We start from the raw sequence: 15,914 nt of genomic DNA on the forward strand, positions 1-15,914 counted from the left end.
AGCGAGGATTGCGCAAAATTTGTGACTGGGGCTCGGATTCCGGTCATTGGTAGCACGGTCCTGAAATCGCAGGAGATCCAATGTGGGAGCGGGCTCGCTCGCGAAAGCGGTGGATCAGTGAGAAATGAATTGACTGAGCCACCGCATTCGCGAGCAAGTCGAATCGTCGCACCGCCGCTCCCACATTTTGATTTGTGCATGGCATTAGAGCGGATTAAACCCGGAACGCCTGCACCGCCGTATTAAGCTGCCCACCCAGCACCAGCAGATGCTCTCCCTGGCGACGCCCCTGGCCAATACGCAGCAAATTATCCTCACCCAACTGGTGAATCCGCTCGCTGTTATCGCGAATCTCACTGACGGCGCCACTCTGCTGCGCGGTCACATCGGCGATGCGCACCGCCGTGTCGGAAATCGTCTGAATAGCGCCGACGATTTCGTCCAGGGCACCGTCGGCCGCCTGGGCTTGCTGGGCGGTAGCTTCGGCGTGCTCGACCTGCGCGCGCATGCCTTGCACCGATTGGTGGGCGGCGGTTTGCAGGCCGGCGATCAGGCTCTGGATTTCGGCGGTGGCGCCGGCGGTGCGTTGGGCCAGCGAACGCACCTCATCGGCGACCACCGCAAACCCGCGCCCGGCTTCACCGGCACGTGCGGCTTCGATGGCGGCGTTCAGCGCGAGCAGGTTGGTCTGGTCGGCAATCGCGCGAATCACCGTCAGCACGCCGCCGATGGTGGCGGATTCCTCGGCGAGTTTTTCGATCATCTGGGCGTTTTGCTGCACTTCACCCACCAAGGCATGCAGCCCGGTCAGGCTCAGGCCGATCACCCGCTGGCCCTGTTCCACGGCCTGGCCTGCACTGCGGCTGGCACCGGCGGCCTGGCTGGCATCACCGGCCACTTGCTGGATGGTCGCTTCCAATTCACCCAGCGAATCACGGATCTGCGCCGTATCGCCGGCCTGGCGCTCGGCCCCGTCGTGCAGGCCACTGCTTAGCTCTGCGAGGGCGCGGCTGCTGCCGGCGACTTCTTCGGCGTTGCCGCGAATGGTGCCGACCAAGTCGACCAGGTAAGCGCGCAAGCGGTTAAGCGAGGCTTCGATATCGTGCAGTTCGCGGTTGGTCTTGCCCAGCGCAATCGGCTGGCTGAAGTCGCCTTCGGCCCAGGTCGACAAGGCCGGGGCCAAGTTGGTCAATACGCGCGCCAGGCGCCGTTGCAGGGTGTCGATGAGCAGCGCAATCAACAGGATCAGGCCGATCATCACGCCCTGCATCAGGCGCACTTCGCCCTGGATCTTGCCGTGCTGCGCGCGCACCACCGGCTCCAGGCCGGCGATGGCGTGCTGCACGGCGGCGATTTTCACGTGGGTGCTGTCGGCCAGCGCGGTGCGTGTCTGGATTTGGTCGCGGGTGCGCTTGAGTTCGGCGGGGTAGCGGGTCAGCAGGCTGTTGAGTTCACGCTTGAGGTCGACGCCGGTGTCCTGCACTTCAGCTTTTTCGCTGTTTTCCAGGCCCATCATGGCGGAAAAGTCGTCGGTGCTGGACTCGGTACTGGCCTTTACGCCCAGCAACGGCAGCTGTGCCAGCAGGTCGGCCTGGGCACGGATGCTGGCGACTTCGCGCTCCACCTCATCGGCCAATTCCGCGCGCCCGCTGCTGACCAGCTTGTCGCGGGCCAGGGACAGTTTGCCCAAGTGTTGGGCGGCGGCCAGCAGTGGCGGCAAGTAGCGTGAGGCCTCCGGCGAGTTGACGCCCATGGCGTACTGGCTCAATTGCTCCAGGTTCGCACCCAGTTCACGTTCGGCTTGCAGCAACAGCGCTTGTGGGTCGCCCGCCAGTTTGCCGGCGGCGAGCAGGTCGGTTTTGCTGAAGGTGTCCAGGTCGACGAGGCTGGGGCGCAGGTTTTGCGCGAGGTCCGCCGGCAGTTCATCAACCTGCTGCAACAGTGCTTCCAGGCTCTGGCTGGCACTGCTCAAGCGCAAGGCGTCGCCGCTGACGAGGTAGTCGTCGATGTTGCGGGCGGCCTGGTTCTGAAAGGTCTGCGACAGGCCGAGGTAGCGTTCCATCAGCAAATACGGGCGTTCCAGTGCCCGTTGCGACCACCACAACGTGGCCCCAAGGGCCAGGCACACGGCCACCAGAAGAAGGGTGTTCAGATTGGTCAGCAGCTTCAGGCGCATGCGTGGTTTCAACCGACAGCAAAAGATAAGTGCCTGAAGTTATTGCGTTTGCGTTACAAAGTTATGACGGAATCAGTGAATTCCGGTGAAAAGGTGGCACTTTGCTTTGACGTACGCGCAGCGTGCACACGGTTACGCCCGGCGTCCTTGGCGCGGTACAGCGCCTCATCCGCCTGGGCGGCCATCATCAGGCTGTCGGAGCCGTCGCACAGCTCCACCAGCCCGGCGCTGAAAGTGCACCACAAATCCTGCGGTTGGGCCGGGTAATGGATTTCGGCAAAGCGCCCGCGGATTTCGTCCAGCACTTTGCAGGCCGATTCCAGATCGGTGTCGGGCATCACGATGGCGAATTCTTCACCGCCGTAGCGGCCGATGTAGTCGGTCTTGCGCAAACGCTGCTTGAGAAACAGCGCCAGGCTCTTGATCACGCGGTCGCCCATCGGGTGGCCGTGGCTGTCATTGACCCGCTTGAAGTGGTCGATATCCAGCATGGCGAAGCTCAGCGGCTTGTTCTCGCGGCGCGCGCGGAAGCTGCAGTCTTCGAGCAATTGCAGGATATGGGTGTGGTTGTACAACCCGGTCAGGCTGTCGCGCACCATCCGCGCCTTGAGGTTGCGCGCGCGGGCGGCGCGGTTGCGCACGGTGGTGATCAGGTGGCGCGGCTTGATCGGTTTGGTGAGGAAGTCGTCACCGCCTTCGCTCATGGCGTCGAGCTGCTTATCCAGATCGTCTTCGGCCGACAGGTAAATGATCGGCACGCTGACGTAACGGTCATTGTGGCGAATCACCTTGGCCAGTTCAGTGCCGGTGCAGGCGGGCATGTACATGTCGAGGATGATCAGGTCCGGCTGGAAATCCGCCAGCTCGGCCATCGCCTGGATCGGCTCGATCAAGGTGCGCGTGACAATGCCGGCGCTGTTGAGCAGGCGCTCGGTGTGCAGGGCTTGGGCGCGCGAGTCGTCGATGATCAGTACTTTGTAGGGTTCGTACTGCGCGACGCAGGTCAGCACTTCGATCTTTTCCAGCAGGCTCGAGGCTTCGAGGGTGCCGGTGAGGAATTCCTGGCCGCCGGCACGCACGGCGGCCAGGCGCGTCGGGGTGTCGGTTTCATGCAGGCTGAAAAATAACAGCGGCAGCTTTTGCTCCAGGCCTTCCTGGGCCTCGGCTGCGAGTTTGAGGCCTAAACCTTGGCCGCAGAAATCCACGTCCATCACAATCGCTGACGGCAGGCGCTCGGCCAGCGAGGCGCGAAATGCCGCCACGCTGTCCAGCGGCTGTGCGCTCATGCCAAAGAATTCCAGCTGCTTGGCCAGGCGCTCGGCGCGGTCGTGGTCCGCCAGCATCACGTAGATCGGCTTGCGCATCGGCGGCAGGAAGGTTTGTTCCAGCTGATCGCCCTGGCGCAGGCCGGTGCGGGACAGGCGCTGCATCAGGCGGTTGAGTTCGGTGATGACCTGGCTGCTCAGGCGCCCGCGATTTTCGTCGACTGCCTTGAGCGATTCGCCAATGTGCCGCGCCAGCTGGCCGTGCTCCGGCTGTTCGAAACGCTCGGCAAAGCGCAGCAGGCGCAGGTTGGCTTCGCTGAGTTCGGACAAATCGGTGTTCGACCATTCGCTGCGTTGCAGGCGTTGCCAGATCTCAAGAATTTGACGTGCCTGATGAATTACCCGCTGGGCAAAATGGTGCTTGAGACGCTCACGGCTGGGGTCTTCTGGCTCGGTCATATCCTGACTACTAGTTAGGGTGCATGCTGAGGTCGACTGATGGCTCTATGCTAGCACCTCTTTTCTTCTACATGAGTGTCATACGTCAATTAAGTACACGTCTGCCGTATTCAGTTTTTGACCTTGTGGTCGCACTGCGTAAAAAGCGTGCATCATTTATAGTCGAACATCTCTGGCGCGCCACTTCTGTTAAAAGCCCCGCACCGATGGGCACGATGGGGTAGGGTTGTGGTCGGAGTGTTTGAACGCACCCGGACAAATGACGTGCATGAACTCAAGTGATTGAAAGGATATCGCCATGCTGGACTGGAAAAACCGCGCAGGCAGTGCCAAAGGCCCCGCCCCTGAGCCCAAGTCGGCCAACCGTAGCTACTTTCGCAACCTGGTGATGAGCCGAGCCGTGCTCAGCGTGCTGGGGTTGTACCTGTTGGTCACCGGCGCGCTGGGCTGGTACTGGAGCGAAGAGCCGGCGCTGTTCCCGGTCCAGCAAAATGCCCAGCTTGCCGCCGAGAAGGAAGGCAAGCAGATGGTGGTGGGCTACACCACCGTCGAAACCCTCAAGACCGTGGTCGGCACCTTGCTGAACAAGCCCGGTGGCTACATCTCCAATGACCGTTTCCCGCCAGGCCTGTGGATGGACAACATGCCGAGCTGGGAATATGGCGTGCTGGTGCAGGTGCGCGACCTGACCCGCGCCCTGCGTAAAGATTTCGCCCGCTCCCAGTCGCAGTCGGCTGAAGACGCTGACTTGGCCAAGGCCGAGCCGCGTTTCAACTTCGACAACAAGAGCTGGGTGCTGCCGTCCAGCGAGTCGGAATACCAGGAAGGCATCAATTCCCTGAGCCGCTACGAAGCGCGCTTGTCGGACCCTAACCAGCGCGGTGCGCTGTTTTATGCGCGTGCCGATAACCTGAACAACTGGCTGGGCGACGTCGCCACCCGTTTGGGCTCGTTGTCGCAACGCCTGTCGGCCAGCGTGGGCCGGGTCAAGTTGAACACCGCACTGAAAACCGAAGCCCTGGCACCGGGTGAAGTGCCGCAGGTCGATGAAGAAGTGGTGGAAACCCCATGGATGCAGATCGACAACGTGTTCTACGAAGCCCGTGGCCAGGCGTGGGCGCTGTCCCACCTGCTGCGCGCCATCGAAGTCGACTTTGCCGACGTGCTGGCCAAGAAAAACGCCACCGTCAGCGTGCGCCAGATCATTCGTGAGCTGGAGGCCTCGCAGGAACCGGTTTGGAGCCCTATGATTCTTAACGGCAGTGGCTTTGGCATTCTCGCCAACCACTCGTTGGTCATGGCCAACTATATTTCCCGGGCAAACGCTGCAGTTATAGATTTGCGTCAGCTCCTCAACCAGGGGTGATTGATGGACGCTACTCAAAAGGAGGCCGCACACCGCGCGGCCTCCGATGCTGAACTGATCTGCTGGGTCGACGAGCAGGACAACCTGCTCGGCCACCTCGTCAGGTCCGACCTTCGCCAGCGCGGCCTGATCGGCCGATGCACCTTTATCTTCCTGTTCAATTCGGCCGGTGAGCTGTGTGTGCATCGGCGCACCCTGAGCAAAGCCTTGTATCCCGGTTTCTGGGACACGGCGGCGGGTGGCATGGTCGCGCAGGGTGAGAGCTACGCCGCTTCGGCCGCCCGTGAGTTGGAAGAAGAGCTTGGTGTTGCCGGCGTAGAATTGGTCGAGCATGACCATTTCTACTTTGAAGAGGAGGACAGCCGGCTGTGGTGCACGTCCTACTCGGCGGTCTGGGATGGGCCTTTGCGCCTGCAGCCCGAAGAGGTCATGGAAGCGCGCTTTTTACCCATTGAAACTGTCCTGCAGGAAGCTGAACAAAAGCCTTACTGCCCGGATGCTCAAGAAGGCTTGCGGCGCTATCTGGCCTTGCGTCGCTAAAGTTGCATAAATTGGCGCTATTTGGCTCTTAGCAAGTCGGCTTTTTGCCGTTACACTGCGCGACTTTTCACCCGAACCACCTTTGCGGTTCGGTAGCGCTGCCCCTGCCTGAGTGGGGCTTCGCGGTCGGTGATGCTCGTTGCGAGCGCCGATCAGTCTTTGTCCTCCCAAGAGGATTGCCGGTGGCCAAAAAAGCCGCATCCTTCGCCGCCCTTGGTGGCCTGGTATTTTCCACCGACGCAGGTCGACACTGCCCGGACTGTCGTCAGCCCGTGGATTCGTGCACCTGCAAACAGACCCTGATCCCTGAAGGTGACGGCATTGCCCGCGTGCGACGCGAGAGCAAAGGCCGTGGCGGAAAGACGGTGACCACCATCACCGGCGTACCGCTGGCCGAAGAGGCCCTGAAGGAACTGGCTACCACGCTGAAAAAGCGCTGTGGCACCGGTGGCGCGTTGAAAGACGGGGTCATCGAGATTCAGGGCGATCACGTCGAATTGCTGTTGGCCGAGCTGATCAAGCTCGGGTACAAGGCCAAGAAGTCCGGCGGCTGAAAGCCTCTTCCCAACCTGTGTCTAAACTCTGTCCTGCGAGTGAGGTCTACCTCCCTTACAGGCAAATCGTCATTTTCATTCTTTAGACTGCGCCAGCCTCAAACCCGGGGCGGCGCCTTCGCCTTCATTTATAGGGGACTTCGATGTCCGTACGACGCACACGCAAAGACGATGGCAGCCAATGGACAGTTGCGGACAGCCGCAGTGTTTACGGGATTCGCCATTGGGGGGCCGGGTATTTCGCGATCAATGAAGCCGGTCGCGTTGAAGTCCGTCCGAACGGCCCGAACAGCACGCCTGTCGACCTGTACGAGCAAGTCGACGAGCTGCGCAAAAGCGGCCTGTCCCTGCCGTTGCTGGTGCGCTTCCCCGATATCCTGCAAGACCGCGTGCGCCAGCTGACCGGTGCTTTCGATGCGAACATCGAACGCCTGGAATACCAGAGCAAATACACCGCGCTGTACCCGATCAAGGTGAACCAGCAGGAAGCGGTGATCGAAAACATTATTGCTACCCAGGACGTGTCCATCGGCCTGGAAGCCGGCTCCAAGCCTGAGCTGCTGGCCGTGCTGGCCCTAGCCCCGAAAGGCGGCACCATTGTCTGCAACGGTTACAAAGACCGTGAGTTCATCCGCCTCGCGCTGATGGGCCAGAAGCTCGGCCACAACGTGTTCATCGTGATCGAGAAAGAATCCGAAGTGGCGCTGGTGATCGAAGAGGCGGCCAACCTCAAGGTCAAGCCTCAGGTCGGCCTGCGTGTACGTTTGTCGTCCCTGGCGTCGAGCAAATGGGCGGACACCGGTGGTGAGAAGTCCAAGTTCGGTTTGTCGGCGGCGCAACTGCTGTCGGTGGTCGAGCGCTTTCGCGCGGCCGGCCTGGACCAGGGCATCCGCCTGCTGCACTTCCACATGGGTTCGCAGATTGCCAACCTGGCCGACTATCAGCACGGGTTCAAGGAAGCCATTCGTTACTACGGCGAGCTGCGCAACCTCGGCCTGCCAGTCGACCACATCGACGTTGGCGGCGGCCTGGGTGTGGACTACGACGGCACGCACTCGCGCAACGCCAGCTCGATCAACTACGACATGGACGACTACGCTGGCGTGGTGGTGGGCATGCTCAAGGAATTCTGCGACGCGCAGAGCCTGCCGCACCCGCATATCTTCTCCGAAAGCGGCCGCTCCCTGACCGCCCACCACGCCATGCTGGTGGTGCAAGTCACCGACGTCGAGAAGCACAACGACGAAATCCCGCTGATCGAAAACAAGGAAAGCCTGCCGGAAACCGTGCAGTGGCTGGTGGACCTGCTGGGCCCGACCGACATTGAAATGGTCACTGAAACCTACTGGCGCGCTACGCACTACATGAGCGACGTGGCCACCCAGTACGCCGACGGCAAGATCACCCTGGCCGAAAAGGCCCTCGCCGAGCAGTGCTACTTCGCCGTATGCCGTCGCCTGCACGACTCGTTGAAAGCGCGTCAACGCTCGCACCGCCAAGTGCTGGACGAGCTCAACGACAAGCTGGCCGACAAGTACATCTGCAACTTCTCGGTGTTCCAGAGCCTGCCGGACACCTGGGCGATCGGCCAGGTCCTGCCAATCCTGCCGCTGCACCGTCTCGACGAAGAGCCGCTGCGCCGCGCCGTGCTGCAGGATTTGACCTGCGACTCCGACGGCAAGATCAAGCAATACGTCGACGAGCAGAGCATCGAGACCAGCCTGCCGGTGCACGCCTTGAACGAAGGTGAAGACTACTTGCTGGGTATCTTCCTGGTCGGCGCTTACCAGGAAATTCTCGGTGATATGCACAACCTGTTCGGTGACACCGACTCGGTGAACATCTACCAGCGCGAAGACGGTTCGGTGTACAGCGCCGGGATCGAGACCCACGACACCATCGAAGACATGTTGCGCTATGTGCACTTGTCGCCGGAGGAGTTGATGACGCACTACCGTGACAAGTGTGCGAGTGCGAAGATCAGTGCCAGTGAGCGCACGCAGTTCCTCGACGCGTTGCGTCTTGGTTTGACGCGTTCTTCGTACCTGTCGTCGTGATCTAAGCTGATAGCAATCTAATGTGGGAGCGGGCTTGCTCGCGAAAGCGGTACATCAGTCACACATGTGTTAACTGACCCACCGCCTTCGCGAGCAAGCCCGCTCCCACATTTGGATCTTCGTTTGGTAGTACCTTCTGTGTGAGGCCTGAACGATGTCGAGCAAACTCCTGCAAGCCTTGACCCTGGCATTCGCCGCGCTTCTAGCAGCCTGCTCCCCGATCAAAGTGCTCAACGCACTGACGCCCTCCAGCACCTTCACCAAAACATCCTCAATTGCCTACGGTGCCGACCCGCGCCAAACACTCGATGTCTACCGTCCAATCAAGGCAGCGCCCAATGCCCCAGTTGTGGTGTTCTTCTACGGCGGCAGCTGGAACAGCGGCGCCAAGGACGATTACGGTTTTGTCGGCGAAGCCCTGGCCTCACGCGGCATCGTGGTGGTGATTGCGGATTACCGGCTCTACCCACAAGTGCGTTACCCACTGTTTCTGCAGGACAACGCCCAGGCCGTCGCCTGGACTTATCAGCACATCGCCGACTACGGCGCCGACCCCAAGCAGCTGTACCTGATGGGCCACAGCTCCGGTGCCTACAACGCGTCGATGTTGGCGCTGGATGCGCGCTGGCTTGGCGAAGTGAATATGTCGCCATCGATGCTCAAAGGCTGGATCGGCCTGGCCGGGCCGTATGACTTCCTGCCGATTGATAACCGCGACGTACGGCCCGTGTTTTTCTTCCCCGATTCACCGCCGGATTCTCAGCCGATCAATCACGTCAGCCGTGACGCACCACCGAGCCTGTTGATCGCCTCGGTGAGCGACACGCTGGTCAACCCAACGCGCAATACCGGCGGGCTGGCGAAGAAACTGCGCGAAGCAGGCGTGCCGGTGGAGGCGTTTTACTTCACCCGGACCAGCCACGCGACCTTAGTGGCATCGATTGCCAAGCCTTTACGCTGGCTGGCCCCAGTGCTGGACCGCGTCACGGCGTTTATCCAAGCCACTGATCCTGCCGATTCAAGCGCCAGGCAATCGCCCACAAAGTAAGGCTGCGCAGGGCCATGAACAGCAGAAAGGTTATCCACAGCCCGTGATTGCCGTACGGCTGCAGCGCCCAGGCGAAGGGCAGCAGAATCACCACGGTGAGCAGCATGCCGTTGCGCATCTCCCGCGCGCGGGTGGCGCCGATGAACAGGCCGTCCAGCAAGTAACTCCACACCGCAATCAACGGCAGCACGGCCAGATAAGGCAGGTAGATGTCGGCGGTTTCGCGCACGCTGGGGATGTCGGTTTGCATGGCGATAAACAGGTGGCCGGTGAACGTGAACAGCAACGCGAACCCGACGCTGGCGATCAATGACCAGCCGCAGGCGACCACCAATGAGCGGCGCAACGCCTGGCGATCATGGGCGCCGATGGCATGCCCGCACAGCGCTTCCACGGCGTGGGCCAAACCGTCCAGGGCGTGGGCGGTCAGCAGCAGGCCGTTGAGCAGCAGCGCGTTGGCCGCGACCGTAGCATCGCCGAGGCGCGCGCCTTGTACCGTGATCATGAAAAACACCGACTGCAACGCCAGGCTGCGAATAAAGATATCGCGGTTCACCGCTAGCAACGGGCGCCAACTTTCCCACACTTTCAGGGCGGCCCAGGCGATATGGCCGGGGTAAGCGCGCAGGGCTTTTTGCGTCAGGGCCAGGCCGAGCAGGGCGCCGGTCCATTCAGCGATGACCGACGCCCGCGCGGAGCCGACCACGCCCCACTCCAGGCCGAGGACGAACCACAGGTTCAAGGCGATGTTGACCAGGTTGGTGGTCAATAGAATCGCCAGCGGCGCGCGGGCGTTTTGCGTGCCGAGGAACCAGCCGACCAAGGCATAGCTGGCCAGCGCGGCGGGCAGGCCGAACAGGCGCGTGTGGAAAAACTCGCGGGTCAGTTGATTCAGTTCGGCTGAGGGCTGCATCCACTCCAGGGCCAGATGGCTCAGCGGAATGCCCACGGTGCCCAGCAACATCGCCAAGCCCAGTGCCAGCAGCAAGCCTTGCAGCAGGATTTGCCGCAGTGCCGCGCCATCATTGCGCCCGGCGGCCTGGGCGGCAAAGCCGGTGGAGCCCATGCGCAGAAAGCCCATGGCCCACGCGAGGAAGGTATACAGGCTGGCGCCGACGGCCACGGCGCCCAACTGGTGAGCGTGGGGCAGGTGGCCGATGACCATGCTGTCGACCAGGGCCACCAGCGGCACCGAGATGTTGGACAAAATCATCGGCGCGGCCAGCGCCCAGACGCGGCGGTGGGTGGAGCGGTGGCGCCAGTCGGTGAGCAGGGAGGTCATGGAGGCTCCTTTGGGGGAGCGGCATTGTAACTGGCCCTCAACAACACAACAGCACCCACATTTTGATCTTCAGTGGCAGTGGGATTTGGCTTGGTTACAAGAGGACCGAGAACCAAACCACCCTCCGTCGGTCAATGTGACCAGCACCACATCGGCCCCACCCAGGCTGATATATAGTTCACCCCTCGGCCCCCTCTCACTACGAGTGCCCCATGCTTAACAAAGGATTGTTCCTGGCCTGCGCGTTGGCCCTGCTGAGCGCCTGCGATTCCTCCGATAAACCGGCTGCCCCATCTGCTCCAACGGTGTCGGCCGCGCCGAAACCCGTCAAGGCAGCGGTGGACGTGGCAGCGCTCAAGCAGCGTTACGCCGGGCGTGAGTTGAGCGTGGTGGATGTGTCCGAAGTCCAGCTGGACGGGGCCAGCACCTTGTCGGTGAGTTTTTCCATTCCCTTGGATCCCGACCAAAAGTTCGCCGACAAACTGCATCTGGTCGACAGCAAGTCCGGCAAGGTCGACGGCGCGTGGGAGCTGTCCGATAACTTGATGGAGTTGCGCCTGCGTCACTTGGAGCCGCAGCGCAAACTGGTGCTGACCGTGGATGCCGGGGTCAGAGCGGTCAACGACAACACGCTCGCCGTCGAGTACAGCGCGCGCCTGGAAACCCGCGACCTGCAAGCCACGGTCGGCTTCGCCAGCCGTGGCACCTTGCTGCCGACTCGTCTGGCTGAAGGCTTGCCGGTGATCGCGCTGAATGTCGACAAGATCGACGTCGAATTCTTCCGCATCAAGCCCGAATCCCTGCCGTCATTCCTGGCGCAGTGGGGGCGCAATACCAGCCTGCAAAGTTATGAGTCCCGCGAGCTGCTGCCGATGGCCGACCTGGTCTACGGCGGCCGCTTCGACCTGAACCCGGCGCGCAATACCCGCGAAACCCTGTTGTTGCCAATTGCCGGCCTCAAGCAGCTGCAACAGCCGGGCGTGTACCTGGCGGTGATGCGCGCCTCGGGCACCTACAACTATTCGCAACCGGCCACGCTGTTCACCTTGAGTGATATCGGCCTGTCGGTGCACCGCTATGCCAATCGCCTGGATGTGTTTACCCAGGCACTGGAAGGCGGCAAGGCGCTGGACGGCGTTGACCTCGAAGTGTTGGATGCCGAAGGCCGCGTGCTCGGCCAGGGCAAAACCGAGAAGGGCGGCCACGCTGAATTGCCGCTGCCGAAAAAAGCCCAGGTGCTACTGGCCAAGCAGGGCGAACAAACCAGCATGCTGCGCCTGGACAGTGCCGCGCTGGATTTGGCCGAGTTCGACATCGGCGGCCAACCGGCACACCCGCTGCAATTCTTCGTATTCGGCCCGCGTGACCTGTATCGCCCCGGCGAAACCGTGCTGCTCAATGCGCTGCTACGCGACAAGGATGGCAATGCGGTCAAGCCGCAACCGGTGAGCGTCGAAGTGCGCCGCCCGGATGAGCAGGTCAGCCGCAAGTTCGTGTGGGATGCCGATGCGTCAGGCCTCTATCAATATCAACTGCAGTTGGCCGGTGAGGCGCCGACCGGGCGCTGGCAACTGGTGTTCGACCTCGGCGACGGCAAGCCGCAGCTGTATGAATTCCTCGTCGAAGACTTCCTGCCCGAGCGCCTGGCGCTGGAACTCAAGGGCAGCGACACGGCCTTGAGCCCGGCGGATAACCCGGTGATTCACGTCAATGGCCGCTACCTTTACGGCGCACCGGCGTCGGGCAATCGCGTCAGCGGGCAGGTTTACGTGCGCCCCCTGCGCGAAGCGGTCAAGTCGCTGCCGGGTTATCAGTTCGGCTCCGTCACTGAAGAAGAACTGAGCCAGGATTTCGAGCTGGACGAAAGCGTACTCGACGCCAAGGGCCAGGAAGAACTGACCCTGGAAAGCAAATGGGCCGAGGCCAAGTCGCCGCTGCAACTGATTGTGCAAGCCAGCCTGCAAGAGTCGGGTGGGCGGCCGATCACGCGGCGCCTGGTGCAACCGATCTGGCCGGCCGAGCAATTACCGGGCTTGCGTGGCTTGTTCGACGGCAAGGAAACCAATGGCGACGGCCCGGCAGAGTTCGAAGTACTGGTGGCCAATCAGGATGGGCAGAAACTCGCTGCGCAAAACCTCAAGGTGCGCCTGGTGCGCGAGCGCCGCGACTACTACTGGAACTACTCGGAAAGTGACGGCTGGAGTTATCACTTCAACGAGAAATTCCTCAACCTCGACGAGCAGACCCTGAATATCAAGGCCGGCGACACCGCCAAGGTCAGCTTCCAGGTGGAGTGGGGCCCCTACCGCGTCGAAGTCGAAGACCCGCAAACCGGGTTGGTCAGCAGCCTGCGTTTCTGGGCCGGCTACCAGGCCCAGGACAACACTGAAGGCGGCGCCGTGCGCCCGGACCAAGTCAAGTTGGCACTGGATAAACCCGCGTACGGCGATGGCGATACCGCCACTGTGACCGTCACGCCACCGGCGGCCGGCAAGGGCTACTTGCTGGTGGAGTCCAGCGAAGGGCCGCTGTGGTGGCAGGAAATCGATGTGCCGGCCGAGGGCAAAAGCTTCGCCGTGAAACTCGACCCGAAATGGTCGCGCCATGACCTTTATGTCAGCGCGCTGGTGATTCGCCCAGGTGAGCGCAAAGCCAATATCACCCCCAAACGTGCCGTGGGCCTGCTGCACCTGCCGCTGGATCGCACCCAGCGCAAACTGGGCCTGACCCTCACCGCACCGGAAAAAATGCGCCCCAAACAAGCGCTGACGGTGAAGATCGCCGCCAAGAACGCCGATGGCAGCGTGCCGAAGCAGGTGCATGTGCTGCTGGCGGCTGTGGACGTGGGCATCCTCAATATCACCGAATACCCGACGCCGGACCCGTACTCCAGCCTGTTTGGTCGCAAGGCCTATGGCGTGGACCAGTTCGATATCTACGGCCAGTTGATCGAAGCCGGCCAGGGCCGTTTGGCCAGCCTGGCCTTTGGTGGTGATGCGGCGCTGGCCAAGGGCGGCAAGCGCCCGGACACCAGCGTGACCATCGTCGCGCTGCAAAGCGCGCCGGTGACCTTGAACGAGCAGGGCGAGGGTGAAGTCAGCGTCAATATCCCCGACTTTAACGGCGAGCTGCGCCTGATGGCCCAAGCCTGGAGCGATGACCGTTATGGCATGGCCGAAGGCAAGACGGTGATTGCCGCGCCGCTGATTGCCGAGCTGTCGGCGCCGCGCTTCCTGGCCGGTGGTGACCAGACGACGTTGGCGCTGGACCTGTCCAACCTGTCGGGCAAAGCGCAGAAGCTCGACGTGCAACTGAGGGCCGAAGGGCAGTTGGAGTTGGTCAACAGCGCTGCGCAGACGGTGGAACTCAAGCAAGGCCAGCGCACCACTTTGCGTATCCCGGTGAAAGCCTGGGGCGGCTTGGGGCAGGGCAAGGTCAACGTCACGGTGAATGGCCTGGACCTGCCGGGTGAAAACCTGCCGCCGTTCAGCCGCGAGTGGACCCTGGGTGTACGCCCGGCCTACCCGGCATTGCTCAAGCATTACCGCGCAGTGCTCAAGGATCAGCCTTGGAGCCTCCCGGCCGGCACGTTGGACCAGTTCGAGGCCTCGGGGCGTGAAGCGCTGCTGAGCCTGTCGAGCCGGCCGCCGCTGAACCTCGGTGCGCAGATCAGCGCGCTCAAGGCCTACCCTTATGGATGCCTGGAGCAGACTGCCAGCGGTTTGTATCCGTCGCTGTATGCCGACGCTGCGTTGCTCAAGCGCCTGGGCGTCAAGGGCGAGGCGGACAGCGAGCGCAAGCGCAAGATCGAACTGGGCATCGAGCGGCTGCTGGGCATGCAGCGCTACAACGGCAGCTTCGGTTTGTGGGGCGCCGATGGCGAAGAAGAATATTGGCTGACCGCCTACGTCACCGACTTCCTGTTGCGCGCCCGCGACCAGGGCTTTGCCGTGCCGCCTGAAGCGCTGAAGAAGGCCAGCGAGCGCCTGCTGCGCTATGTGCAGGAGCGCAACCTGATTGAAGTGAGTTACAGCGACAACGCCGACCACACCCGCTTTGCCGTCCAGGCCTACGCCGGCATGGTGCTGGCGCGCAGTCAGCAGGCGCCATTGGGCGCGTTGCGCAGTATCTTCGAACGCCGCAGCGATGCGCGCTCCGGCTTGCCGTTGGTGCAGTTGTCTATCGCCCTGCAAAAAATGGGCGACCAGCCGCGTGCCGATCAAGCCTTGCTCGCCGGTTTGGCGGCGCAACGCAACGCCAATGAGTGGCTGGCCGACTACGGCAGCCCGCTGCGCGATCAAGCGATGATCCTGGCGCTGCTCGAAGAGAACGACTTGGCCAAGGGCAAGCGCGAGGAGCGTTTGTTCACGCTGTCGGACCAGTTGGCCGCCAGCCCGTACCTCTCGACCCAGGAGCGTAATTCGCTGTTCCTGGCCGGGCGCCTTGGGTTCTCGCAGCCGGAGCCGAACTGGCAGGTGTCGCTGACCGGCAGCGGCGGTGTGCATGAGCTGAACAATCAACAGTCGACGTTGGAACTGGACGGCAAACTGCTGTCCAGTGACCTGGCTTTGAGCAATCAGGGCGAGGCGCCGGTGTACCAGCAACTGACGATTTCGGGTTACCCGCAAGTGCCACCGGCACCGGGTGGCGACAACCTGAGTATCCGTCGCGAGTACCTGGGTATGAACGGCCAGCCGTTGAACCTGCGTAACGTAAACAGTGGTGATTTGGTGCTGGTGCACCTGGCGGTGAGTGCCAAGCAGCGGGTGCCGGATGCCTTGGTGGTTGACTTGTTGCCGGCGGGCCTGGAGCTGGAAAACCAGAACCTGGCGCAAAGCGCGGCCAGCCTGGAAAACGCCAGCAGCCAGGTCAAGGAGTGGCGCGAGTCGATGCAGAACGCGTCGCTCAAGCATCAGGAGTTCCGCGATGACCGCTATGTGGCGGCGATGAACCTGGACGGCTATGGCACCACGCACCTGTTGTACCTGGCGCGGGCAGTGACGCCGGGGACGTACCGCGTGCCACCGCCGCAGGTGGAGTCGATGTATCGGCCGAACTGGCAGGCGGTGGGGGAGACGCCGGCGGATCTGGTGATCAAGGGCCGCTGAGGTCTGGCTGAAGGCACTGGGTTCAAATGTGGGAGCTGGCAAGCCAGCTCCCACAGGGG

9 protein-coding genes are annotated in these 15,914 nt (G+C 62.2%); 6 read left to right on the forward strand and 3 right to left on the reverse strand.

The genetic code is table 11. The features are described from left to right. Window positions 1–214 precede the first annotated feature (214 nt). Window positions 215–763: a methyl-accepting chemotaxis protein gene (locus tag HX783_RS30310; protein WP_371317689.1), complete on the reverse strand. Its 549-nt coding sequence runs from the start codon at window positions 761–763 to the stop codon at window positions 215–217. A gap of 1,466 nt (window positions 764–2,229) precedes the next feature. Further along, window positions 2,230–3,900: a PleD family two-component system response regulator gene (locus HX783_RS15470; RefSeq protein WP_177017420.1), complete on the reverse strand. Its 1,671-nt coding sequence runs from the start codon at window positions 3,898–3,900 to the stop codon at window positions 2,230–2,232. A 298-nt stretch (window positions 3,901–4,198) separates the two neighbouring features. Between HX783_RS15470 and HX783_RS15475 the strand changes: the two genes are divergently transcribed. The 5 genes from HX783_RS15475 (at window position 4,199) to HX783_RS15495 (ending at window position 9,465) form a co-directional block, all read left to right on the forward strand. Continuing rightward, window positions 4,199–5,266, forward strand: coding sequence for a DUF2333 family protein (locus HX783_RS15475; RefSeq protein ID WP_159953959.1), 1,068 nt, complete (start codon window positions 4,199–4,201; stop codon window positions 5,264–5,266). 3 nt (window positions 5,267–5,269) lie between these two features. Next, window positions 5,270–5,806, forward strand: coding sequence for an NUDIX hydrolase (locus tag HX783_RS15480; RefSeq protein WP_177017421.1), 537 nt, complete (start codon window positions 5,270–5,272; stop codon window positions 5,804–5,806). Between the two features lie 182 nt (window positions 5,807–5,988). Then, the gene (locus HX783_RS15485) at window positions 5,989–6,360 is read left to right on the forward strand and encodes a translation initiation factor Sui1 (RefSeq protein ID WP_012722004.1); all 372 of its coding nucleotides are present in this window, start codon (window positions 5,989–5,991) and stop codon (window positions 6,358–6,360) included. A 143-nt stretch (window positions 6,361–6,503) separates the two neighbouring features. Beyond that, window positions 6,504–8,417, forward strand: a complete 1,914-nt coding sequence (gene speA / locus HX783_RS15490) for an arginine decarboxylase (protein WP_177017422.1) — start codon at window positions 6,504–6,506, stop codon at window positions 8,415–8,417. 154 nt (window positions 8,418–8,571) lie between these two features. Beyond that, window positions 8,572–9,465, forward strand: coding sequence for an alpha/beta hydrolase (locus HX783_RS15495; RefSeq protein WP_177017423.1), 894 nt, complete (start codon window positions 8,572–8,574; stop codon window positions 9,463–9,465). On the opposite strand, the gene HX783_RS15500 is transcribed toward HX783_RS15495, so the two are convergent. Further along, window positions 9,410–10,747 (reverse strand): MATE family efflux transporter, encoded by a 1,338-nt coding sequence (locus HX783_RS15500; protein WP_177017424.1) that lies wholly within the window; start codon window positions 10,745–10,747, stop codon window positions 9,410–9,412. The two genes, HX783_RS15495 and HX783_RS15500, sit on opposite strands and share 56 nt — an antisense overlap. 212 nt (window positions 10,748–10,959) lie before the next feature. Here HX783_RS15500 and HX783_RS15505 point away from each other — a divergent pair, with 212 nt between their 5' ends. Next, window positions 10,960–15,855, forward strand: coding sequence for an alpha-2-macroglobulin (locus HX783_RS15505; protein WP_177017425.1), 4,896 nt, complete (start codon window positions 10,960–10,962; stop codon window positions 15,853–15,855). Window positions 15,856–15,914 lie beyond the last annotated feature (59 nt).

It is taken from the genome of Pseudomonas sp. D2002, from assembly GCF_013385735.1.
In the GTDB taxonomy this organism is placed as follows: domain Bacteria; phylum Pseudomonadota; class Gammaproteobacteria; order Pseudomonadales; family Pseudomonadaceae; genus Aquipseudomonas.

Coding starts and splice junctions, on each gene's coding strand:
- HX783_RS15495 (WP_177017423.1), top strand. CDS start 8,572: ATGTCGAGCAAACTCCTGCAAGCCTTGACCCTGGCATTCGCCGCGCTT.
- HX783_RS15500 (WP_177017424.1), bottom strand. CDS start 10,747: ATGACCTCCCTGCTCACCGACTGGCGCCACCGCTCCACCCACCGCCGC.
- HX783_RS15475 (WP_159953959.1), top strand. CDS start 4,199: ATGCTGGACTGGAAAAACCGCGCAGGCAGTGCCAAAGGCCCCGCCCCT.
- HX783_RS15480 (WP_177017421.1), top strand. CDS start 5,270: ATGGACGCTACTCAAAAGGAGGCCGCACACCGCGCGGCCTCCGATGCT.
- speA (WP_177017422.1), top strand. CDS start 6,504: ATGTCCGTACGACGCACACGCAAAGACGATGGCAGCCAATGGACAGTT.
- HX783_RS15470 (WP_177017420.1), bottom strand. CDS start 3,900: ATGACCGAGCCAGAAGACCCCAGCCGTGAGCGTCTCAAGCACCATTTT.
- HX783_RS15505 (WP_177017425.1), top strand. CDS start 10,960: ATGCTTAACAAAGGATTGTTCCTGGCCTGCGCGTTGGCCCTGCTGAGC.
- HX783_RS30310 (WP_371317689.1), bottom strand. CDS start 763: ATGATCGAAAAACTCGCCGAGGAATCCGCCACCATCGGCGGCGTGCTG.